We start from the raw sequence: 21,671 nt of genomic DNA on the forward strand, positions 1-21,671 counted from the left end.
GATTTAATAGAATATAACACCAAAGAGAAAGACCCGTATCTACTGGTCTACGAGTCCTCTTAATATAGTTAGTAGTTTGTCGAACTACTTATAAAATATAACTTTTTTTGCCACCTGTCAATGCTTTTGTATGTTCTACTTTCCAAACGATGTAATTTGATGTTTAACATGTTATAACAGTCAACTTTATGCTAATGAATAGCTAAAACATTATTTTAGCTCAACAATAGTAACCCCTGTTTCGCCCTCTCCATACTTTCCAAGCCGGTATGACTTAACTCTTTTATTTGATTTTAAATACTGGTGAATTCCGCTCCTTAATATACCGGTTCCTTTACCATGTATTATAGATACCTCAGCGAGACCAGATATCACTGCATCATCCAGATATTTATCCACATTTTCAAGAGCATCCTCGAGATTCAAACCTCTTAAGTCTATCTCGGTACTGATATTCCTTGCCTTAGATACGCCAATCTCTCCAGCTCCGGTTCTTTTTATCTGAGCTTTCTGTTCATCAATGACTTTCAAATTGGTAATATGAAGATTTATCTTCATAATTCCAGCTTGAACAATAGCTTCACCATTTTTGTCAGGTAGAGCTACAACAGTTCCTTTCTGGTTCAGGTTGATAATCAGAACACTATCTCCAGGTTTCAAGTTCTTAGGCGGCTTAACTAGCGTGTTCCTAGGGATAATAGGCTTACTCAAAGCTTCTTCAATATTATCAATCTTATTTTTTATCTTAAGCCTCATATCTTCGGCTTCCTTCTGGCTTTGAGAGCTTTCCTTTTCCCTTTGAATTCTTCTCATTTCTGAAAGTATATTTTCAGCCTCATGCTTAGCATCTAATAAAACCCTTCTTGCTTCTTCCCTTGCCTCTTTTACTATATTTTCCTTTCTATCCTCAAATCTTTTCTTCTGTTCTTCTATCTCATTTCTTATTTTCTCTGCTTCAAGTTTTAAAACCTGCGCCTGTCTTTTTTCACTTTCAGACTGGTTAAGGTTTTTTTCAATTGACATAAGCATATCTTCAAACTTGATTTCCTCACTTGTCAGATATCCCTTTGCACGTTCAACTATTGAATCAATAAGTCCCAATCTGTTTGATATTGCAAAAGCATTACTTCTGCCAGGCACCCCAATCAAAAGCTTATAGGTTGGCTTTAGGGTTTCAACATCAAATTCACAGCATGCATTTTCAACATGAGGTGTTGTAACAGCATAAACCTTAAGCTGGCTGTAGTGGGTTGTAGCAACAATTGTACACCCTCTCTCCTTTAGATGTTCCAGAATTGCCATTGCCAGAGCAGCACCTTCCGTAGGGTCCGTTCCAGCTCCTAATTCATCAAAAAGAACAAGTGAACTGCTATCCACATTTTCCAGTATGTTTACTATATTCTTCATATGAGATGAAAATGTACTAAGACTCTGCTCTATACTTTGTTCATCCCCAATGTCCGCAAATACCTTGCCAAAAACACTTATCTCCGTACCCTCATTGGCAGGAATCTGAAGCCCCGCCTGTGTCATAAGGGTAAATAGGCCTACTGTTTTTAGCGTAACAGTTTTCCCCCCAGTATTAGGACCTGTAACAACAAGAGTATCAAATTCATCCCCTATCCAAAAGTCTATCGGCACTACAATTTTAGGATCAAGAAGAGGGTGTCTTCCCTTCTTAATAACGGTCCTGCCTTCTCTATTTAGTTTAGGACATACACAATTATAATCCAGACTAAGCTTTGCTTTGGCAAAAATAAAGTCAAGCTTTGCCAACAATTCAACATTTGTCTTTAAACCCATTGATATTTCAGACACATCACAGGAAAGCTCCTGAAGTATCCTTTCAATCTCAGTCTGCTCTTTTATTTTAAGTTCTCTAATAGTGTTATTTGCTTCAACAACAGCCATGGGCTCAACAAAAAGGGTTGCACCGCTGGCAGATGAATCGTGTACGAGACCCGGTATCTCACTTCTGTATTCCTGCTTTACCGGAACAACATAGCGATCTCCTCTTAAAGTAACTATTGACTCCTGCATGTATTTCTGATATTTCGATGATCTGACAAGGTCGTTTAGTTTATCCTTGATAGAATTTTGAGCATGACGTATCTGCCTCCTGATATTTCCTAACGCAGGGCTTGCATTGTCAGATATCTCCTCTTCGCTCACAATACACATATTAATTTTGTCCTCTACCCTTTTGCTTGCTTCGAGGCAATTAATTAATTCTCCAACAACATTGTCTTCACCAGTTCTTATATTGTCACCGCTGGCATAATTCTTTAAATTTCTAACAGCGCGCAATAATCCGGATACACGGATCAACTCGCCGGGATTTAGAATTGAGCCTATCTCTGCCCTTCTAATGCTGTCTCGTATATCATTCACTCCACCTAATGGAGGGCTTCCTCTCCTTGAGATAAAGTTCACTCCATCACTGGTTTCCTTCAGATTTATTTTAATCTTTTCAAAATCAACTTCCGGCAGAAGCTGTTGTGCCAATTCAGCTCCAAGACTTGACGCGGTAAGTGTTACAAGCCTATCTATTATCTTGTTAAACTCTAAAATTCGTATTGTCTTTTCATTCATGTATATAATTACCTCTCTTAAGCATTAATTAGGAATTATGAAAATGTAACATCGGCTCAAAAAATGATAGTATCAACAACCATTTTTTATGTTTTATATATTATAGCAAAAAATTATTATAAGTAAAATATTTATATTCCTATACTATCCTATACTACCTTTATACACTGTTTTAAAAAAATTCTTGTTAATAAATAATTTTAAATTGTGTAATTACTCTTTTTTTTCTTAAGCTTATCACATGAATTGCAGCAACTGTTTTGATATGTTATAATAAACCCCGGTGATGAAATTGTATAAATATATCCTATTCGATTTTGATGGAACACTTATAGATACAAATGAATTAATAACACTCACGCTTAATGAAACTTCACTCAAATACCTTCATCATAGCCTTTCTACTGATAAATTAAACAGTATTCTTGGCAAGCCTCTTGAGGAACAAATGAAATGCCTGTCTTCCGAACATTGGCCCTCCATGGTTGAATACTATAAGGAATTTTACAGATCACATCAGAAAGCTCTAACTAAGGAATTCCCTCAAATAGATATAATGCTGCAAAAACTTAAAGATCTAGGTTGTAAAAATGCTATCGTTTCAGCCAAAGGTATCAGCGGAATCTTACATGGATTAGAACACTTTGACTATAAGAAATATATTGACTATATAGTAAGCGCTTATGATGTCCAGAATAATAAACCTCACCCGGAGCCCGCCTTAAAAGCTTTAGCACATTTTAGGGCTGAAAAAAAGGAAGTCCTTTTAGTTGGAGACAGCCCATATGATATTCTATGTGGAAAAAATGCAGGAATCAAAACTGTTCTGGTAAATTGGACTATATTTCCAAAGTCTCAGTTTATAAACTTTGAACCTGATTATGTGATTAATACGCCCTTAGATCTCCTTAAAATAGTGGAGGAATCTTCCTAAAAAAATTAATACTTTTTTAGGAATTTCGTTTAGAAAAAATGCACAATATTATGTGTTGAAAAATCCCAAATAGTTATAACAGACTTTACCTTGCATATTTTTGTGCCAAAAGAAAATGCTATACTTAAAGACTGATTTCATTTATATCTATATGGGAGGTTTTTATTTTGACTAATGAAAAAAAGCTTGAGATTATAAAGACTTATATCGATGATATAAAGGAGTTTCAAAGCAGCCCTGAATGGAGCTACGAAAAGAGACAACATATAAGAAGAGCTTTAGAAGCCTATGAGAATCTATTTATAGATGCTCAGAAAGGAAGATTGGACCCCGACATCTTACACGAGAATATAACAAGTTTTATGTATATGCTTCAATAATATATATCAAATAAAATTAGATGCAATCTAAATATTATTTGATATATATTATTGCACTAAAATTTCTTTAATATAATTAAGTTCTATATGATGAAGCAAAGAGCCATTTTTAACACCTTAGGCTTCAAGTTACTCATACATCAACTGAAGGCTTTCAATAACAGCTTTTTTTAATGACTCGGCCGCCTTTTCTCTATACTCTGAAGTCTTTAATTTGCTAAGTTCTGATGAGTTTGACATATATCCTACCTCAGCTATTACAGCAGGAATATGGGATGTTCTCAGTACAGCCAGTTCTGACCTTGCAATAATTCCCATATCTTTTGAACCTAAAGTATTACACATGTTTTTTTGTACAATACTTGCAAATTCATAGGATGAAAGTTTTCCTTTGGTTTTAGATGAACTTGGATAATATAGTGACATACTTCCTGAATATCTTTTAAGCCCAGCATTATTATGAATGCTAATAAGCAAATCAGCACCTTTTTTATTTGCAAGCCCTGATCTTGAATAAAGACTCACATTGTAATCATCATCTCTTGTCATATAGGTAATAACACCTATCTCACTTAACTTTGTATTCAACCTCTTTGCAATATCAATATTTAAATCCTTTTCTTTTACTCGGCCATATACTGCTCCTGTCTGAGCGCCTCCGTGCCCTGCATCTATTACAACTGAACGACCTTTAACATTTGAAGAATTATTTTCGTCCTCAATAATTGTTTCAGGAATATCCCCTAGATAAACTGTAGAATTTGCTTCATTCCATCCCACTTTCATATTAAAAGTTTCTGCAACAAACCTAATCGGTACCATGACAGTTCCATTTACCAATATAGCAGGTGCTTCCATTTCTTTCTTAGCACCATTTACATAGCAATTATTATAACCTATATACATTACAATTGCATTATTGTCTTTAGTTATAACTAAACGATTTTTTATTACATTCCATTCTACGTCTGCATTGATTTTTGAAAAAACAGTCCTTGCAGGTACTACAGTACGGCCATTTATTAACACCGGGTCTCTTTCTAAATCTAATTTTGTGCCTCCAACAGCAATTTTAAAACTGGATGTAACTCCCCTAACCCCTGAATAAAGTTGACCTGAAGCATATGCTTCTCCTATGCCAATCAAAAAGGTAGTAATAATTAATGATAGTAAAAACGCTCTTTTCATGTCCACATCCCCTAAAATTTATTTACATAATACTTCTTCGCGCCATTCACTTATCCTTTATGTAATTTTTTCAAGGGGCTAATAGAGCTATCAAATTATACTTTTATAGATCTTTTTTCACACTAAGGATTCTTCTTATTGGAGGGAATATCCAAAACCCAAGTGCCATCGCTACAAGGCATGCTCCAATTCCTGAAAGTATTGGCAAAATAGTATAATACAAATCTGCCAACTTTATGTTTGAATCACTTTTAAATAACATTGAAACCTTTACAATTGTAAACATAAATAAAAAAGCTATTCCGGTTACTTGAAAAATAAAATGCTGTTTAAGCAAATTTAGTACTGACGCTGAGATTAAAACTACCAAAAAAAACGCAATAGAATAATTAATACTCAAATTATATGCCAACTTTCATTCCCCGCCTTTATTTCAATTGTTGTATTGCTTTCAAAAGTCTTTATACATCAAAACACTTAACCCCTTAATTGCAGATCTCTTTAATTAAATATATTTTAAGATGTATGTAAAATTTATTCAATATATTTCCCGATAATCCCCGTAAAAACAATTTTGGCTTTGATAGAAAACTCTACCAAAGCCAAAAAACTTTTAATCCTCATTTTTTATTTAATGCTATAACAAGTATTAACCCTTTACAGCACCTGCAGTCATACCGCTTATGAAATACTTCTGTAAGCTGAAGAACGCTATCAACACAGGAAGAGTAACAACTGTACCAGCTGTCAAAAGCAAATCATATCTTGACTGTGTAAATCCAATAAAGTTTCTTATACCAACAGGAACGGTCTGTACACCAAGAACCCAGGCAAATAACAATTCATCCCATGCCATGAGGAATATATATACTGCTGTTGCTATTATACCCGGTACAGCTAATGGAAGCATAACTCTGTAGAATGCAGAAAACTTGTTGCATCCGTCAATTCTAGCAGCTTCCTCCAATTCTCCAGGAATAGACGCAAAAAATCCTCTTATAATCCATATACTAAAAGGAACATAAAACGCAGAATATATAAATATTAAGCCATGTAATGTTTCTGTCATTTTAAAGTGCGTTGTATTTTGAATATTTACAAAATTCATGTACAAAGGAAGTAAGAACATCATACCAGGCAACATTTGAGTTGATAAAACAATTATACCAATTACACCCGAACCTGGAAACTTATACTTAGCAAGAGCATACCCTGACAGCGTCGCAATAACAAGTGCAACTAAAGTAACAACACTGCAGACTATCATACTGTTAAGAAAATACTTTCCAAGCGGGAGATTCTGCCAAACTTCAATGTAGTTATAAAAATGATGCGGCCAACCTAATTGACTAGTTGCAATTTCATTATGCTTCATCAAAGAAGCACAAACCATATAAACTATTGGTGCCAGTGAAAACAAGGCAAATATAAATAATACAAAATTACCCGCCATTGCTGTCATTCTTTTTTTCCTTTTTATTGACTCAAAATATCCTACTCTCATTATTTCACCACCAAATCATCTTTGAAGATTAAGTACCAAATAGCAACGATTACTAACATAATTAGCATACAAATTACCAGAGCCGCAGCCCCTTGACCGAACTGCCACAATTGGAATGAGTTCCTCTGAATATTAGTCATAAGGAGGTCTCCCCAATCTCCGGGCTGCCCAGCACCGTTACCAAACATCATCGAAACAATATTGTACGAATAAATATTGTTTATTAACGAAAACATGATGTTTATTGATAAAATAGGCTTTAACAAAGGTAAAGTAATGCTCCAGAATTTCTGCCAGCCGTTTGCACCATCAATTTCAGCTGCTTCATAATAATCAGGTGAAACGCTCTGCAAACCAGCTAACATAAGAATCATTGACATCGGTAAACCTCTCCAAATGGTTGGAATAATAATAGCAACCAATGTCAGAGGTCCAACAAGCCAGAATGGCCATGTAGCTTTATCAGGTCCAATTAAGTGCAACCAACTGAGTACAGTATTTATTAAACCTTCCTGCCTCCATAACTTTTCCCAAACTATACCTACAACATACGAAGGTATAACCCATGGCATAAGAAGTGCAGTTCTAGCAAGCCCTAGCAACTTGAACTCTCTGTTTAAAAGCATCGCCAAGACGATACCTAATGCGAGTGTTAAAAAGGTAACGGATACAGTATAAATTAAAGTATTTCTTAAAGCGAATCCGAAACCTGTATTCAACCCACCGAAAAAGAGATCGTAATAATTCTTAAAACCGACGAATGGGGCACCTAAGAATTCTTTCATATGAGCCATGTTAAGATTTATAAAAGAAATATAAATCCCCTGTATCATAGGAACAAAATGAATAATAAGCATTGCCAATATTGCGGGTAATATCATAAAATATGCAAATTTATTCTGTTTTACCGAATACCAAAAATAACTTTGCGTCCCCTTTTTGCCATTAACCCCTATACCTGATTTTTTTATTTGAATATTCATATAATCAAGCTCCCACATTTTTTTCGCATTTTACATATAAAACCATATCAATAAAAGTATTGAGTTAGTGCGTGGTATATTCTACCCGCACTAAACTCAATTATTTTTGTAAACTCTTTATTTAAAAGTTTAATCTATATATATATTATTTTTTAACTCCAGTATCATTCTGTGAAATTACTGTATTAACTTGGCTGATAACTTCTTCAACAGCTTTCTTGGAAACTTCCCAATCATACTTACCGCTAACTTCCATAGCGTTATCCCAGATCTTACTCAAACCTTGTTGGAAGTAAGTTTCTGAAGGACCCCATGAAGCGATTGATGGGTATGCTTTAGCAAATTCCATCTGAGCTTTGAATACTTTACGCATTGGGTGATCAGCTATTGAAGCATCGTTGTAAGCTTCCTTGTTTGTAGGAAGGTTACCAGTAATAGTAGCATAAGCAACCTGTGCATCTTTATCAGTTAAGTAGTTTATAAGTGCAACAGAAGCATCTTTGTTCTCTGATGAATCAAATATTGCAAGTGTACTACCTCCGCAGAATGCTTTTCTATCCTTAGGACCAGCTGGTATCATTGCTACGCCAACTTTGTCAACAAGGTTATTTCCTTCAGCAGGATTAGCTTCGAATTTCTTTTTGTTGCTTTCGAGAGTAGCTATATTCCAAGGTCCTAATATAGCAGTAGCATAACCACCATTTGTAAATGCTGATTCAACGTCTGATGTATTCTTTTCAAGTGATGCTTTGTCCATCAAACCTTCTACTGCAAGTTCTGAATAGAACTTGATACCTTCTAAAGCTTCTGCAGAATTAAATACAGCTGATTTTCCATCTGCTGCTATATAATCTCCGCCTGCTCCATAAATCCATGGTGCAAAGTTGTGCACAACGTTCCAGTCATTTTTACCTGGCATACCGAGTGCAGGTAATTTCTTGCCATCAACTTCAACATTGTTCAATTTCTTCAAAGCAGCTTTGAAAGAATCCCAAGTATCGAAATCCTTTGTAGGATCTACGCCAGCTTTTTGACAAGCATCTGTTCTGTAGAATATTGCTCTTGTTTCGCAGAACCAAGGAGCAGCAGTCTTTTTGTCAGAACCCATAAGTCCAGCAGTTGCAAGAGTTGCATCTGAGAACTTAGTGAAGTCAACTTTATCAGTCAAATCTGCTAAAGCGTTCATGTAAGAAATAGCTCCAACCCAAGTTGTTCCAAGCTGTGTAACATCTGGTGCTTCACCGCTAGTAGCAGCAGCTGTGATCTTTGTCCAAGCTGAACCCCAGTCAATAACTGTAGGTGTGATTGTTACATCTGGATTAGCATCTTGGAATCCTTTACATACTGACAACAAATCTTTGTCTGGTGCAGCACTGTTAGGCATTAACCAGAAATCAATTTTGCCAGTCAATTTAGCTGCTTCAGGAGCTTTTGTTGCTTCACTGCTAGTTGGAGCCGCTGATGGTTCCACCTTTTCATTCTTGTTACATGCTACAAAACTTAATGAGAATGATGAAATTAATAAGAATGCAATTACCTTTTTTAGCATAATTTTTTTTCCCCCTTTAATGATAATTAGATATTGCTTATACAATAAATTATATTATAAATTTATCCTCAAAAATACAACATGAAAAATTTACTATTTTTAAGCAATTTATTACGATATGACCAAAACACTCTCGTTTTTCTTTCAGATCGTCCGTTTTTTTCTCGGTTTCTCCATTTTTACACTTCTTAAGTTTTCGTATTTTTACACACTTTACATATATTACTAATCACATCATAATTAATTTATAAACAAATTTAGCTGCCGCAACTAATTCAAACAAAGATTGCTTTTATACTTATTTTTGACACACATTACCGCATAATGGGTTTTTAGTAAAACATTGCATATATGTAATATTTCCCAACAGCATATACCAATGTCTATAACTTACCCTTAATTAATCATAAAACCAAATCCTATGTTATGTCAAGTGCTGACAACACTTCATTCTTCACCTAAATAAAAAGACATTACCCCCCAAAAAATACATAAGTAATGTCAATAAAGTGATTTATAACCCACACTTGGCTTTATAAAACAAGCTGAAGGCTTTTTTATCGTCAAATAGCCACTTTAGAAAAGTAATATTTTACCCGCGCTTGTTTTTACCTGGAGGATTAAAGTATAATACAAATTAAACCTCCGCTTCCCTCATTGATTATCTTTTGAAGCGTTTCCTGAAGTTTTAGCTGAGCATCTTCCGGCATTCTGTAAAGCTTATTCTGAAGTCCCTCACTTACCAACTCATGCAGAGACTTACCGAATATATTCGATTGCCAGAGCTTTTCAGGCTCATTTTCAAATTCTTTTAACAGATAATTTACCAATTCTTCAGATTGCTTTTCCGAACCAACCAAAGGGGCTATCTCTGTCTCAATATCAGCACGAATCATGTGAATTGAAGGAGCACTTGCTCTAAGTTTTACCCCAAATCTGTTACCCTGCTTGACTATTTCAGGTTCTTCCAAAGAAAGCTCATCCATTTGCGGTGTCACAATTCCATAGCCTTTTAATTTAACCTCGTGAAGTGCAAATTGTACCTTCTCATACTCCTTCTTGATTTTTGCCATTTCCCTCATAAGACTGATAAGTTTATGCTCTCCTTCGATCTCCAGCCCTGTCATTTCGCTTAACACACTATAAAACAAACCATCTGTTTCACTGATATCAACTAAAGCACTTCCTGTGCCGAGATTTATTCTGTCAATCTGCGCTTTTTTGATGAACGTTTTATAATCTCCAAACCTGTTCATACTGCTTTTTATTTCCCTGATCTTTGTTATTCCGCTGAAAGATTCCTTAATTGAATTAATCAAGTCAACCTTCAACCAATGGTTGTCATCAAGACATTCAATCCATCTTGGAATATTTACACCTATTTCACTGATTGGGAATTCAAGGAGTACTCTTTCCATTATTCCGTTTAGATCTTCAATCCTTAGCTGTGCACAATTTGTTCCTATTACTGGAACTCCATACTTTTCTTCCAGTTCTAATCTAAGCTGTTCTGTTTCTTCGCTTGAAGGGTCCTTAGAATTCAAAACAATTACAAACGGTTTGTTTATACTCTTCAGTTCCTTTACCACTCGTTCTTCAGCTTCAACATAGTCTTCCCTGTCTATATCCGTAATGCTTCCATCTGTTGTAATCAAAAGCCCTATAGTTGAGTGTTCGTTTATTACCTTCTTTGTGCCAATTTCAGCCGCCTCAACAAAGGGTATTTGATGTTCGTACCATGGAGTGGATACCATTCTCGGTGTATCATTTTCCATATGTCCTAATGCACCTCTAACAAGGTATCCAACACAGTCTACCAACCTTACCTTAAACTGCACATTTTCATCAAGGACAATCTGAATTGCTTCATTCGGTACAAATTTGGGCTCTGTTGTCATTATTGTGCGCCCAGAAGCACTTTGTGGCAGTTCATCATTCGCCCTGTTCCTGGAGTACTCATTTTCAATGTTGGGCAAAACCAGCAAATCCATAAATCTTTTAATAAATGTTGATTTTCCAGTCCTTACAGGTCCTACAACACCTATATAAATGTCTCCTTGCGTCCTTTCTGATATTTGCTGGTATATATTGTATTTTTCCACCCGCAAACCCCCCTTACTTTTATTTGAAACTATCAATGGCAAAACAATTCACCCAAAACTTAAGCCAGCACTTTAAGAGTTGTGGAAATATCCCCCAAAATACTGCTTTTAGTTTATAAAAATACAACTTAAGTTTTAAGTACTAGTACCCTTATCAATATAAATATATTTTCTGTTATGTTTTATTATTACAAAAAGGACAAAAAAAATATGAACCGGTAATCTTATCATTTTTACCGGTCCATATTTGAAAAGTTTTTAAAGCAAATGTCCTAAAACTGAATGGTGCTATATTATCCCAATATTTACTTACTAATATTTAAGTTTCATTTTTACATCCAAACACTTTCATCCAACACTTCAACTTCATTCTTTTTATCCCGCATCATTAAGTCTGCAACAGCCTGTTTTGCATTTTTTTGATTGAACAATACATTATACGCCTCAGTTGTAATAGGCATTATTATCTCTTTTTTCTTCGCAAGTTCGAAAGCTGCTTTAGTGGTTGTAACACCCTCTACAACCATTTTTACTTCATTCACTGCCTCCTGCAACGTTTTCCCCTGCCCGATTAAGATCCCGGCACGTCTGTTCCTGCTGTGCATACTTGTACAGGTCACAATCAGGTCACCAATTCCGGCAAGCCCTGCAAAAGTTTCCCTCCTTGCCCCCATAGAAACACCCAGTCTTGTTATTTCTGCAATTCCACGGGTCATCAAAGCAGCCTTTGTATTGTCACCAAACCCAAGTCCATCCGATATTCCTGCACAAAGTGCTATAGAATTTTTCAAGGCTCCTCCAAGTTCTACTCCTGTTATATCTGAGTTTGTATATACTCTGAACTTTGGAGACATAAAAATATCCTGTATAAACTCCGCTGCCTTTAGGTTATTCGATGCCGCAACAACCGTTGTAGGTATATCCCTTGCTACCTCTTCAGCATGACTCGGACCTGATAGGGCAACTACTTCACACTGAGGCATCTCCTCTTTTATAACTTCCGAAAGTCTAAGACCTGTGCTCTCTTCAATACCCTTTGAACAAGATACCACTATCATTCCGTTCTTTATATGTTTTGATATATCCTTTGCGTTGGCTCTTATCGTCTGCGAAGGTATAACCATTACAATTGCATCAGCGCCGCTTATTGCCTCTTCAACATCGTTAGTGGCCAATACCCCATCAGGAATTAGAACACCGGGAAGTTTATCAATATGTTCCCTCACGTTATTAATCATATCTACTTCTTCTTTGAAGACTGACCACATTTTAACGCTATGCCCAACTTTTGAGAGCGATATCGAAAGCGCAGTCCCCCAACTTCCAGCTCCAATAATAGCTATATTTCTATTCATAACAATCCCCCTAACCTTCTGTTTTCTTTTTTGAACCAAATTTTGACTCAGTTCCATTTATTAGCCTAACAATATTCTGATTATGTCTGGCTATCGCAAGTATAGCTACAAATGCTGCAAATATGACAAACACCGCATTTGTGTAAAATATAGCTATAAAAACAGGAAACAGCGCAGAACCAATTATTGATCCAAGAGAAACATATCTGGTTATTGCAACTATAACAACAAATATTCCAAGTAATACCAGACCTATGTACGGAGCAGTCATCATTACAACTGAAAATGTCGTCAGTATTCCCTTTCCGCCCTTGAACCCGAAATATAACGGCCAGTTATGTCCTAAAATAGCACCTAACCCGCCAAAAAACATCCCCACATTCCACGGGATATCAATAGATGATACTAAACTGGCAATCTGTATATCCTTTAAGATATAATATCCTATTAGGCAAGATAAAACACCTTTTAATATATCTCCTAAAATAACAAAGAGTGCGGCTACCTTGCCAATGGTTCTCATTGTGTTGGTCAGCCCGGCATTCCCACTTCCGTGTTTTCTGACATCTACTCCATAAAATTTGCCTACTATAAGCGATGTATTTGCACTTCCCAGCAAATACCCTATCAGCAAAGCTAAAAAGACCTTAACAAATACATCCACAACGATCACTCCCTGTCTTTCTCTCTAAGCATGAACCTTATTGGTGTTCCTTCAAATCCAAAGCTCTTTCTAAGCTGGTTTTCCAAATACCTTTCATAGGAATAATGCATCAGTTCAATACTGTTTATAAACAACACAAATGTTGGTGGCTTTACACTAGCCTGAGTCATATAATAAATTTTGAGTCTCTTACCTTTATCAGATGGTGGCTGAACCATTGCAGTAGCTTCATTAAGCAAATCATTGAGCACACCGGTTGAAACTCTTAATGCAGACTGGTTGGCAACAAATTTTGTGAGTTCGAAAACTTTATTTACACGTTGCCCACTCTTTGCAGATATAAACATAACTGGCGCATATAACATGAACCCTAGCTTTTCAAGCACTGTTTTACGATATTCTTCCAAAGTGCCCGTATTTTTCTCCACCAAGTCCCATTTATTCACCACAACAATTGAGGCTTTTCCCTGCTCATGAGCATATCCTGCGATCTTTGTATCCTGCTCTGTAACCCCTTCTTCAGCATCAATCATTATAAGGCACACATCCGCCCTTTCAATAGCGGTCCACGACCTTATAGTGCTATACCTTTCGATATTCTCGTTTATCTTACTTTGTCTTCTAATACCTGCAGTATCTATAAAGACAAATTTGCCTTCTTCATTTTCTACATACGTATCAATAGCATCCCTTGTAGTTCCAGGTATATCGCTTACTATAACCCTATCCTCACCTAAAACCTTGTTTATGAGAGAGGATTTACCCGCATTCGGCTTTCCGATAACAGCTACTTTTATGACTTCTTCATCATATTCTTCTTCTGTCTCGTCAGGGAAATATTTGTAGATTTCATCCAGCAAATCCCCCATTCCAAGTCCGTGAATCGAAGAAACTGTCATTAAATCTCCAATCCCTAAGTTATAAAACTCATATACTTCAGCCGGAAGTTCCCCAACCCTGTCAACCTTATTTACAACAAGGATAACAGGCTTTTTAGATTTTCTCAAAAGAGTAGCAACCTCATTGTCCGAGGCAGTAAGACCATCTTTCCTATCAACCATGAATACAATTACATTAGCAGTTTCTATAGCTATTTCAGCCTGACTCTTCATCTGCTGCATAATTTTATCCTCTGAATATGGTTCTATACCTCCAGTATCTATGAGAGTAAACTTTCTGTTTCTCCATTCAACTTCTGTATATATCCTATCTCTTGTAACACCAGGTGTATCTTCTACTATTGATATTCTTCTTCCTGCAAGATAATTAAAAAAAGTTGATTTTCCTACATTTGGCCTTCCAACAATTGCAACTACCGGTTTAGGCAAAATATTCCCCTCCAATTATACTTTTACATTCTCGTATATTATAAAGTTTTTCCCACTATTTTCTCAATAAAATCTTTACCACTATTTTCAACAATAATTATTTTAATATTTAATTTTTCTTCAAGATCACTCACACTGTAATCATCAAGGAAAATCTGTTCACCCGACCTCAGCATTGATCTTGAAATTAACAGCTCGCTTCCCAGTTCCTTGTCATTTAACTGTTCATATATATCTTGCCCTGTAAGTAAACCTGTTACTGTAACATTTTTCCCAAAAAAACTATTTTCTATTTTATAAATATTAATTTTCAATTTTTTGTATTTATCTTCAAGTGTTTCCGACATCTCCCTTATATATTCATAAGAAGAAACTCCTGTAGCTATACTAACGCTTCTTAACTCAAGCAGTTCATAATCAATTTCTTCAAGGCATTCTAAAAACTCCTGCTTTAATTGAGCAATTAATCCGACTCCATTTTCAATCTGAGGGAAATCCTCATATGCCTCATAATCTGGAAGCTTCTCTCCTGACATAATATAAAATTCATCAGCAATATATGTAATCCTGGAACCATACTTCTTTAGAAAAGTTCTCTGCCAGCCTTCCACCTGCTTTATTACCTTTAAGGATGAATCCATATCATAAGGCTTTAGAGAACTGAGCCCTTCCCTATATCTTGTAATGCCCACTGGAACGATAGAAATACTATTAACCCCCGGATAAAGAGATGCCAGTTCACTAATCGACCTGTCAAGCTCCTCCCCGTCATTAATTCCCGCACATAAAACTATCTGACAGTTGACTTCAATTCCGCCATCAATCAGCTTTTGTATCTTTAGCATGACGTCACCGGCATTTTTATTTTTAAGCATTAATACTCTAAGGTCGGGATTTGTAGTATGAACAGACACATTGATAGGAGACATTCTATACTTTATTATCCTGTCTATATCATCAAAACTCATATTTGTAAGAGTAACATAATTACCCATAAAAAATGAAAGTCTGGAATCATCATCCTTAAAGTAGAGAGTATCCCTCATACCTTTGGGAAGTTGGTCAATAAAGCAAAAAATACACTTATTCATGCAGCTTTTCGCTTCATCAATCATCAGGCTCTCAAATTCAATTCCAAGATCTTCATACTCTTCTTTCTCAATTTCTACTTCCCATATTTCGCCATCTCGCTTCGAGATCTCAATTAACAAATTTTCTTCTGTAATCAAAAATCTGTAATCAAAAATATCTCGTATTTTTTCACCGTTTATACTTAAGATTGCGTCCCCTGCCTCAATTCCGGCTTCTTCTGCAATGCTTCCTGGCAAAACACTCTTCACAGGTATAATCTGTTCTTTCAAAAGTTACCTCCGAATATACTCTAAAAAAGAGGCTTATTTTTTCTCATAATAAATAAAAATCTTTAGGGTATTTAGCCCCACCTGATTTTAATACACTTGTTAAATAAATTTTCCTAGTAAAAAGCAGCAGTATAAACTGCTGCTTTTTACTAAAATTTATTTAGGATCCAACTTTAATAACCTCTTTACCATCATAAAAACCGCATTGCTTACAAACTCTGTGAGGCATCTTTAGATCGTGACACTGCGGACACTCTACCAAATTAGGTGCCGATAACTTCCAGTGAGCTCTTCTACTACCTGTTCTTGCCTTAGACCATTTACGTTTTGGATTTGCCATGTATAACACACCTCCTCATCACCATACAAACGTCACTTGTATATAAATTAAGTAATTTCTAATTTTTAAAGAAATCCTTAAGAGCTTCCATACGAGGGTCTAATTCCTCCTTGCTGCAGCTGCATGTCTCATTATTAAGATCAGTACCGCACTCCGGGCATAAACCTTTGCAGTCTTCGCTACATATCTGCTTAGCAGGGAGATTTAAGATTATATTATCTTTCAAAACCTTATCAAGCACAATGACTTTATCTGTATATTCATAACTGTCATCGTCCTTGATTTGCCCCTCTTCAGCAAACTCTTCCTTAAGGTCTGCTTCTACTAATGACCTGACATCATTTAAACATCTTGAGCACTTAACCACGTACCCGGTCGTAAAATGCCCCTCCAGTTTCACAATGCCGCCCATATTCGTAAATCTGCATTTGAACTTGACAGGTGAATCAAAAATAAATTCGTCACCTAATGCTGTAAAGTCTTCAAGCACTTCTTCAAGCTCAACATCTAACGATGCTCCATTTACCTTAAGTATATTTGATATATCAACCTTCATATAGTCACCTCTTAAACCGACAGAAAATATTATACTAACTAATGAAACTTTTGTCAATAACGACACATAAGGAATTTTTCAGTTATAGTGATTTCCCAAATCAACTTTCTCTTTTATTTAGTCTATTAATCCCACCCTTAAGCATTTCACTCATTATAGCAAGTATAAAAAATACTAAACCCATTAAAATCAATACCAGCAAAGGAATAACAACCGAGCCAATTCCCAAGTTTGCATTTACAGTGTTTTTGAGTCCACTCACTACCCAATATTGAGGAAAAAACATAGCCAGCTTCTGCATAAACTCAGGAACAAGTTCTAATGGCCAGTAACATCCAGAAAGCATTGATGTGGTTACAATCACTATAGATCCATATGCTCCCAACTGAGCATTAGTTTTCACTAACGTTGCTAAAAGAATTCCGAGTCCTGTCACACATAAAAGATATACACTGAATATAAGAAAATTCGAGAAAAGGGAATCTCCCCAATCAACTCCCATTACAAATTTACCAAACAGCATCAGTATTGCTATCTGAGACCACCCTTTAAGAAATTCTCCTATAACCTTACCAAGCATTACCGTAGTTCTGCTTGTTGGAGTTGTATTTAATCTATTCCATGTATAATTTTTCTTTTCCTCCAGTATATCTCCTATACCAAACACAACAGAAAACATAATAAACATAACCACTATACCAATTATACTACTATTTTTTGCGTTATAATCGGTACTCTGAGTATCACCTGAAACTCTTGTCTCCCTAACGGAAATAATGGGTGCTTTTGCAAGCTCATTATCCATTTTTTCTGCAAACTTTGAAATTACTATTCCCTCATTTTCAGCGCTTATGTTTCCAATCTTATCCACTACATAACGTGCTGTAATATCAGACATACGCATCTTACTAAAAGCTTCATTCCACACTCCTTCTACTGCTCCATAATCGGCCGATGCAGGGAGCTTTAACAGCTGCATTTCAGGTTTTTTCCCAGCTAAAACCTTATCTTCAAAGCCATCCGGAATTATAAATCCCATTTCAACAGAGGCATTTCTGACACTTTCAGTCAGTTCATCCTCTTTCATCTCCACTACTCTGATGGTATCATTCTTTCCAAATCTTTCCATAAGCTCAGCTACCATTTCACTGTTATCGTAATTAACAATTCCCACAGGAATTTTGGATTTTTCAGTTGATTCTCCTGTATTGCCATATGCCAATCCAATAAAAAAGATTACCAGCACCGGCAGCACTATCATGAGAATCAAAGCTGCCTTATTCCTCAAAAGCTTTATAAAATCATATTTCACAATACTTAGTATTCTCATATTTTTCCCTCCTGCTATTCCTTAGGAAAGCTTCCCAAATAACTTTCATTACTATTTTTTGCTTAAGGCTTATTTGAAGTCAAATAGCCACGCAAAAAGTGGAAGTAATATGGAAGGATTTCCTTAGGTCTTAAACCTGAATATTCCAACTGCAAGGTAAACAATTCCCATTAAAACCAAAACACCACAATATGGCAAAACCGTCATAACACTGCTTCCCAACATTAAATCGTAATATCCGTTTACAGCCCACCAGTTCACAGTAAGTTTAGACAAAGTTTTAACAGCATCCGGCATTATATATATTGGTATCATCCCACCACCTAAAAGTGTAAAACTCTGTATTACCATCTGCGATATTCCTTCTACTGTTTTAGATGATTTAGCTATGGCAGCTATCATCATGCCAAGGCCTGATGCTGCAAAAACACAGCTTATTGTGACAATAAGTATTCCCCCAATAGAATTTCCCCAGTTTACCCGATATACAATAGCAGTAAAAAGTATCAGTATTAAGGCTTGTGTGAGGGTAATAAACAGCAATCCCAAAAACTTACCCGCAAGAATAGAAGCTTTTCCTGCTTTAGTTGTCATCAGCCTTCCTAAAGTCTTTGTTTCCCGTTCTTCAATCATATTTCTGACACCATTGCTTACTCCAAACAAAACAAACATCAACAACATTCCTGCACAATAATACTGCATACCTGTTACAATTTTGTTTTTTTGCTGATCAGCTTCATTAAACTCAATAAGATTATCCTCTAACTTACTTCCAAGGTCCAACATAAGTGCATCCCTGTCAGACATGTTGCTAAAAGGCTTATCAATCGTATTCAATTTATCTTTTAGTGTTTCTTCCAGCACATTGGCAACTGTATTGGATCTTGAGAAACCATTTGCATATCCTTCAGCTACAGTTTTTACAATGTTTGTCTTATAAATGTCATTCACACTTGATTTAACTTCAATCTCAACAGGCCGTTTATTTGAGATATTTTCTTCAAATTCATCAGGAATAATAATTATTGAAGGAACAATTTCTTTTTTTAACATGTCATTAGCTTTTTCTTCACTAACTACAAAAGTTTCAAACATATCTGCCATCTGACCCCTGAGCACATTCTGGTAAAAATACTGTGAATTCTGGCTTCCGTCCTTGTCAACAACAGCAATCGAAAACTTTTCAATAGCAAGAGTGCTTTCGAACATTGGATTTAAGGCAGAACCCAGAATCAACATAATTGCAGCAGGCATAAGCAGCATTATGGCAAGAGCTTTTCTGTCTCTGAAAATAACTTTAAGGTCCTTTAACGCTATTTGTAAGATCATAATTTCACCCCTAATCTCTTAAAGCTCTTCCTGTAAGATGCAAAAACACGCTTTCAAGGTTTGGCTGTTTTATATCTATAGTTTGAATTTTACACTTATGTGCATCTAAAGTTGAAATAATCTTAGCCAGGACTGCATCAACACTTTGGACGGCAATACTCAGATTACCGTCAACCATAGTCAAATTCATAACTCCCTCTATTTTTCTTAATTCTCCTTCTACAGAAGCTTTCATATTAGTCATGGAAATATTTATAGTGTCGTTACTTCCAACAAGTTTTTGCAAGTCTTCCTTACTGCCGGAAGCTATCACTTTTCCATGATCCATAATCGCAATTCTTGAACATAGGAACTCAACTTCCTCCATATAGTGACTTGTATATATTACGGTCATTCCTTCCTTGTTAAGCTTTATAACCGTCTCTAATATATGGTTTCGTGATTGCGGGTCAATACCGACTGTCGGCTCATCCATAATTACTATCTTAGGATGATGCAGCAATGCCGCAGCTATATTTATCCTTCTTTTCATTCCGCCGGAATATGACTCAATAACTTCCTTTGCCCTATCTTTAAGACCTGCCATTTCAAGTGCTTCATCAACCCTCTCTCGAAGAAGCTTTCCACCAACTCCGTACATTCTTCCCCAGAACATTAGGTTTTCTCTTGCTGTAAGCGTAGGATATAATGCTATTTCCTGAGGTACAAGCCCGAGAACTTTTTTTATTTCAGCAGAACTTTTTTTTAAATCGTGATTGTTCACCAATATTTCACCACTGTCAGGTGGAAGAAGTGTACAAAGAATAGATATCAGGGTAGATTTCCCTGCTCCATTAGGTCCCAAAAGTCCAAATATTTCACCTTCATTAATATTAAGACTTACATTATCAACAGCGTTAAGGCTTCCATAGCTTTTTCTCACATTTTTGATTTCTATTAATCCCATAAATGATTCCTCCAAATTGCTTTGATCATGTTGTTACGTGATCTCCTAAAAAAACGTACACTTTACTGTTTATCTTGCTTTCCAAATAATTCAGAAAATGTCTCATCCATTTCCTCATCGAAGTTTGATTCATTCATCAAATCTTTTTCACTAATCTCAGGTATATTTACATTTACTTCTCTATTTATATTCCACCTTGTTGTATTGATATCAAAGCTGATTCTGATCTCGCCCTCATACTTTATTACGATCTCGCCATGAAAAGTTTCATCTATTATATATGAGTCCTTATCAATTTTTGCAGTAAGTTTCAAATTTTCTATACTGAATTTTTCCTTATAATCCTTCATATTCTCTGGAAGTTTGTCAAACCATTCACTTATATTATTGATTACCTCTTTCTTTTCTTCTTCATCGGATTTCTCGTAGTTTCCATACTTCTTGACATTTTCAATTGCAGTTTTTTTAGCAATTTCACTACCAGATAACACTCCTGCCAAACTGTCCAGTATTTTCTTGGATTTTTCATCATTCAATTCCAACGAAAGCTGTGTTATTTTTACATCACCATCAGGAGTACTTTCAATAAAATTGCCTTCCCCGGTTAATATTTCTTTTTGAACTGTATCTTTCCAAATCGTAGCCAGTTCATTGCCAAGCTCTTGATATTCCTTATTTATCTTACCATCTGCTGAAACAATTGTTCCATTGTCTTGAGGAGTCATCTTTGCGTATTTATCATTAACTTTTAAGAAAGCCTTATCTCCGTCAATATAAAGCTTTGTACCCCATGAATACTTACCAAAACCAATAAAGCAATTTGTTTCACTTCTTTTGCTCTTATTATCCACAGTCTCGTCAACATTAAATGTAATGTCTTTAAAATTCTCAAAGTTCTTTTTAGCCTCATCTGATGCCTTTGACAAATCAATTGTAATTTTTGATTCAGTTTTCGACTGCATGGTATCAGCTTTTTGAGTATTGTTTAGCGCCCCCAGATATTTTTGAGTAGTTGAACCAAGCATAGAACATGCAACAGTATAAAACATAAACATCACAACAATCACAGGTATAACAAGTTTTTTCATAATAGCACTCACCTTTCAAAAAATTTATAAACTTTATCTTTACATCTTAATTATAGAGAAAACCCGATTCACCATCATCTAGAAAAAGTCATGTTTCATATATGACTTTAGTCATGTTTTGCATAGCTAAGACAGTATAAAT

The 21,671-nt window shown here is 35.7% G+C and carries 19 protein-coding genes; 2 read left to right on the forward strand and 17 right to left on the reverse strand.

What is annotated here, in order from left to right; translation table 11 throughout:
• Positions 1-210: 210 nt before the first annotated feature.
• Complete coding sequence (locus ACECE_RS0224590) at positions 211-2,592, reverse strand: endonuclease MutS2 (RefSeq protein ID WP_010252304.1); 2,382 nt, start codon at positions 2,590-2,592, stop codon at positions 211-213.
• A gap of 286 nt (positions 2,593-2,878) precedes the next feature.
• Here ACECE_RS0224590 and ACECE_RS0224595 point away from each other — a divergent pair, with 286 nt between their 5' ends.
• The gene (locus tag ACECE_RS0224595) at positions 2,879-3,526 is read left to right on the forward strand and encodes an HAD-IA family hydrolase (protein ID WP_040428861.1); all 648 of its coding nucleotides are present in this window, start codon (positions 2,879-2,881) and stop codon (positions 3,524-3,526) included.
• Positions 3,527-3,693: 167 nt separating this feature from the next.
• Complete coding sequence (locus tag ACECE_RS0224600) at positions 3,694-3,906, forward strand: hypothetical protein (protein ID WP_010252308.1); 213 nt, start codon at positions 3,694-3,696, stop codon at positions 3,904-3,906.
• Between the two features lie 129 nt (positions 3,907-4,035).
• On the opposite strand, the gene ACECE_RS0224605 is transcribed toward ACECE_RS0224600, so the two are convergent.
• The 16 genes from ACECE_RS0224605 to ACECE_RS0224680 all read right to left on the reverse strand — a co-directional run bounded on the left by ACECE_RS0224605 (position 4,036) and on the right by ACECE_RS0224680 (position 21,529).
• Positions 4,036-5,094 carry an N-acetylmuramoyl-L-alanine amidase gene (locus ACECE_RS0224605; protein WP_010252310.1) on the reverse strand — a complete coding sequence of 353 codons (1,059 nt, stop codon included), beginning with the start codon at positions 5,092-5,094 and terminating at the stop codon, positions 4,036-4,038.
• A 103-nt stretch (positions 5,095-5,197) separates the two neighbouring features.
• The gene (locus ACECE_RS32730) at positions 5,198-5,380 is read right to left on the reverse strand and encodes a hypothetical protein (protein WP_456049047.1); all 183 of its coding nucleotides are present in this window, start codon (positions 5,378-5,380) and stop codon (positions 5,198-5,200) included.
• A 363-nt stretch (positions 5,381-5,743) separates the two neighbouring features.
• A complete protein-coding gene (locus ACECE_RS0224615) occupies positions 5,744-6,598 on the reverse strand; it encodes a carbohydrate ABC transporter permease (protein WP_010252312.1) in 855 nt (284 codons plus the stop codon).
• Positions 6,598-7,581, reverse strand: a complete 984-nt coding sequence (locus ACECE_RS0224620; RefSeq protein ID WP_010252313.1) for a carbohydrate ABC transporter permease — start codon at positions 7,579-7,581, stop codon at positions 6,598-6,600. The genes ACECE_RS0224615 and ACECE_RS0224620 overlap by 1 nt, the downstream gene beginning before the upstream one ends.
• A gap of 145 nt (positions 7,582-7,726) precedes the next feature.
• A complete protein-coding gene (locus ACECE_RS0224625) occupies positions 7,727-9,130 on the reverse strand; it encodes a sugar ABC transporter substrate-binding protein (RefSeq protein ID WP_010252314.1) in 1,404 nt (467 codons plus the stop codon).
• A gap of 620 nt (positions 9,131-9,750) precedes the next feature.
• Positions 9,751-11,232 carry a stage IV sporulation protein A gene (spoIVA, locus tag ACECE_RS0224630; protein WP_010252315.1) on the reverse strand — a complete coding sequence of 494 codons (1,482 nt, stop codon included), beginning with the start codon at positions 11,230-11,232 and terminating at the stop codon, positions 9,751-9,753.
• Positions 11,233-11,564: 332 nt separating this feature from the next.
• Positions 11,565-12,587 carry an NAD(P)H-dependent glycerol-3-phosphate dehydrogenase gene (locus ACECE_RS0224635; RefSeq protein ID WP_010252316.1) on the reverse strand — a complete coding sequence of 341 codons (1,023 nt, stop codon included), beginning with the start codon at positions 12,585-12,587 and terminating at the stop codon, positions 11,565-11,567.
• A 10-nt stretch (positions 12,588-12,597) separates the two neighbouring features.
• The gene (plsY, locus tag ACECE_RS0224640) at positions 12,598-13,251 is read right to left on the reverse strand and encodes a glycerol-3-phosphate 1-O-acyltransferase PlsY (protein ID WP_010252317.1); all 654 of its coding nucleotides are present in this window, start codon (positions 13,249-13,251) and stop codon (positions 12,598-12,600) included.
• Between the two features lie 5 nt (positions 13,252-13,256).
• Positions 13,257-14,579 (reverse strand): ribosome biogenesis GTPase Der, encoded by a 1,323-nt coding sequence (der, locus tag ACECE_RS0224645; protein WP_010252318.1) that lies wholly within the window; start codon positions 14,577-14,579, stop codon positions 13,257-13,259.
• 38 nt (positions 14,580-14,617) lie between these two features.
• Positions 14,618-15,940, reverse strand: coding sequence for a DUF512 domain-containing protein (locus ACECE_RS0224650; protein ID WP_010252319.1), 1,323 nt, complete (start codon positions 15,938-15,940; stop codon positions 14,618-14,620).
• A gap of 160 nt (positions 15,941-16,100) precedes the next feature.
• Complete coding sequence (rpmF, locus tag ACECE_RS0224655) at positions 16,101-16,280, reverse strand: 50S ribosomal protein L32 (protein ID WP_010252321.1); 180 nt, start codon at positions 16,278-16,280, stop codon at positions 16,101-16,103.
• Positions 16,281-16,338: 58 nt separating this feature from the next.
• A complete protein-coding gene (locus ACECE_RS0224660) occupies positions 16,339-16,836 on the reverse strand; it encodes a YceD family protein (protein WP_010252323.1) in 498 nt (165 codons plus the stop codon).
• Between the two features lie 100 nt (positions 16,837-16,936).
• The gene (locus ACECE_RS0224665; protein ID WP_010252325.1) at positions 16,937-18,166 is read right to left on the reverse strand and encodes an ABC transporter permease; all 1,230 of its coding nucleotides are present in this window, start codon (positions 18,164-18,166) and stop codon (positions 16,937-16,939) included.
• A 123-nt stretch (positions 18,167-18,289) separates the two neighbouring features.
• Complete coding sequence (locus ACECE_RS0224670; protein WP_010252327.1) at positions 18,290-19,495, reverse strand: ABC transporter permease; 1,206 nt, start codon at positions 19,493-19,495, stop codon at positions 18,290-18,292.
• A gap of 10 nt (positions 19,496-19,505) precedes the next feature.
• Entirely contained in the window at positions 19,506-20,441 is a 936-nt protein-coding gene (locus tag ACECE_RS0224675) for a daunorubicin resistance protein DrrA family ABC transporter ATP-binding protein (protein ID WP_010252329.1), read from the reverse strand.
• Between the two features lie 62 nt (positions 20,442-20,503).
• Complete coding sequence (locus ACECE_RS0224680) at positions 20,504-21,529, reverse strand: hypothetical protein (RefSeq protein ID WP_010252330.1); 1,026 nt, start codon at positions 21,527-21,529, stop codon at positions 20,504-20,506.
• Positions 21,530-21,671 lie beyond the last annotated feature (142 nt).

The organism is Acetivibrio cellulolyticus CD2 (assembly GCF_000179595.2).
Lineage (GTDB): Bacteria > Bacillota > Clostridia > Acetivibrionales > Acetivibrionaceae > Acetivibrio > Acetivibrio cellulolyticus.

Bases quoted from the DNA above. Each gene is read 5' to 3' on its own strand.
- ACECE_RS0224605 (WP_010252310.1), bottom strand. From the start codon at position 5,094: ATGAAAAGAGCGTTTTTACTATCATTAATTATTACTACCTTTTTGATT.
- ACECE_RS0224665 (WP_010252325.1), bottom strand. From the start codon at position 18,166: ATGAGAATACTAAGTATTGTGAAATATGATTTTATAAAGCTTTTGAGG.
- ACECE_RS0224620 (WP_010252313.1), bottom strand. From the start codon at position 7,581: ATGAATATTCAAATAAAAAAATCAGGTATAGGGGTTAATGGCAAAAAG.
- ACECE_RS0224615 (WP_010252312.1), bottom strand. From the start codon at position 6,598: ATGAGAGTAGGATATTTTGAGTCAATAAAAAGGAAAAAAAGAATGACA.
- ACECE_RS32730 (WP_456049047.1), bottom strand. From the start codon at position 5,380: ATGTTTACAATTGTAAAGGTTTCAATGTTATTTAAAAGTGATTCAAAC.
- ACECE_RS0224680 (WP_010252330.1), bottom strand. From the start codon at position 21,529: ATGAAAAAACTTGTTATACCTGTGATTGTTGTGATGTTTATGTTTTAT.
- ACECE_RS0224675 (WP_010252329.1), bottom strand. From the start codon at position 20,441: ATGGGATTAATAGAAATCAAAAATGTGAGAAAAAGCTATGGAAGCCTT.
- ACECE_RS0224670 (WP_010252327.1), bottom strand. From the start codon at position 19,495: ATGATCTTACAAATAGCGTTAAAGGACCTTAAAGTTATTTTCAGAGAC.
- ACECE_RS0224590 (WP_010252304.1), bottom strand. From the start codon at position 2,592: ATGAATGAAAAGACAATACGAATTTTAGAGTTTAACAAGATAATAGAT.
- ACECE_RS0224625 (WP_010252314.1), bottom strand. From the start codon at position 9,130: ATGCTAAAAAAGGTAATTGCATTCTTATTAATTTCATCATTCTCATTA.
- ACECE_RS0224595 (WP_040428861.1), top strand. From the start codon at position 2,879: ATGAAATTGTATAAATATATCCTATTCGATTTTGATGGAACACTTATA.
- rpmF (WP_010252321.1), bottom strand. From the start codon at position 16,280: ATGGCAAATCCAAAACGTAAATGGTCTAAGGCAAGAACAGGTAGTAGA.
- ACECE_RS0224635 (WP_010252316.1), bottom strand. From the start codon at position 12,587: ATGAATAGAAATATAGCTATTATTGGAGCTGGAAGTTGGGGGACTGCG.
- ACECE_RS0224660 (WP_010252323.1), bottom strand. From the start codon at position 16,836: ATGAAGGTTGATATATCAAATATACTTAAGGTAAATGGAGCATCGTTA.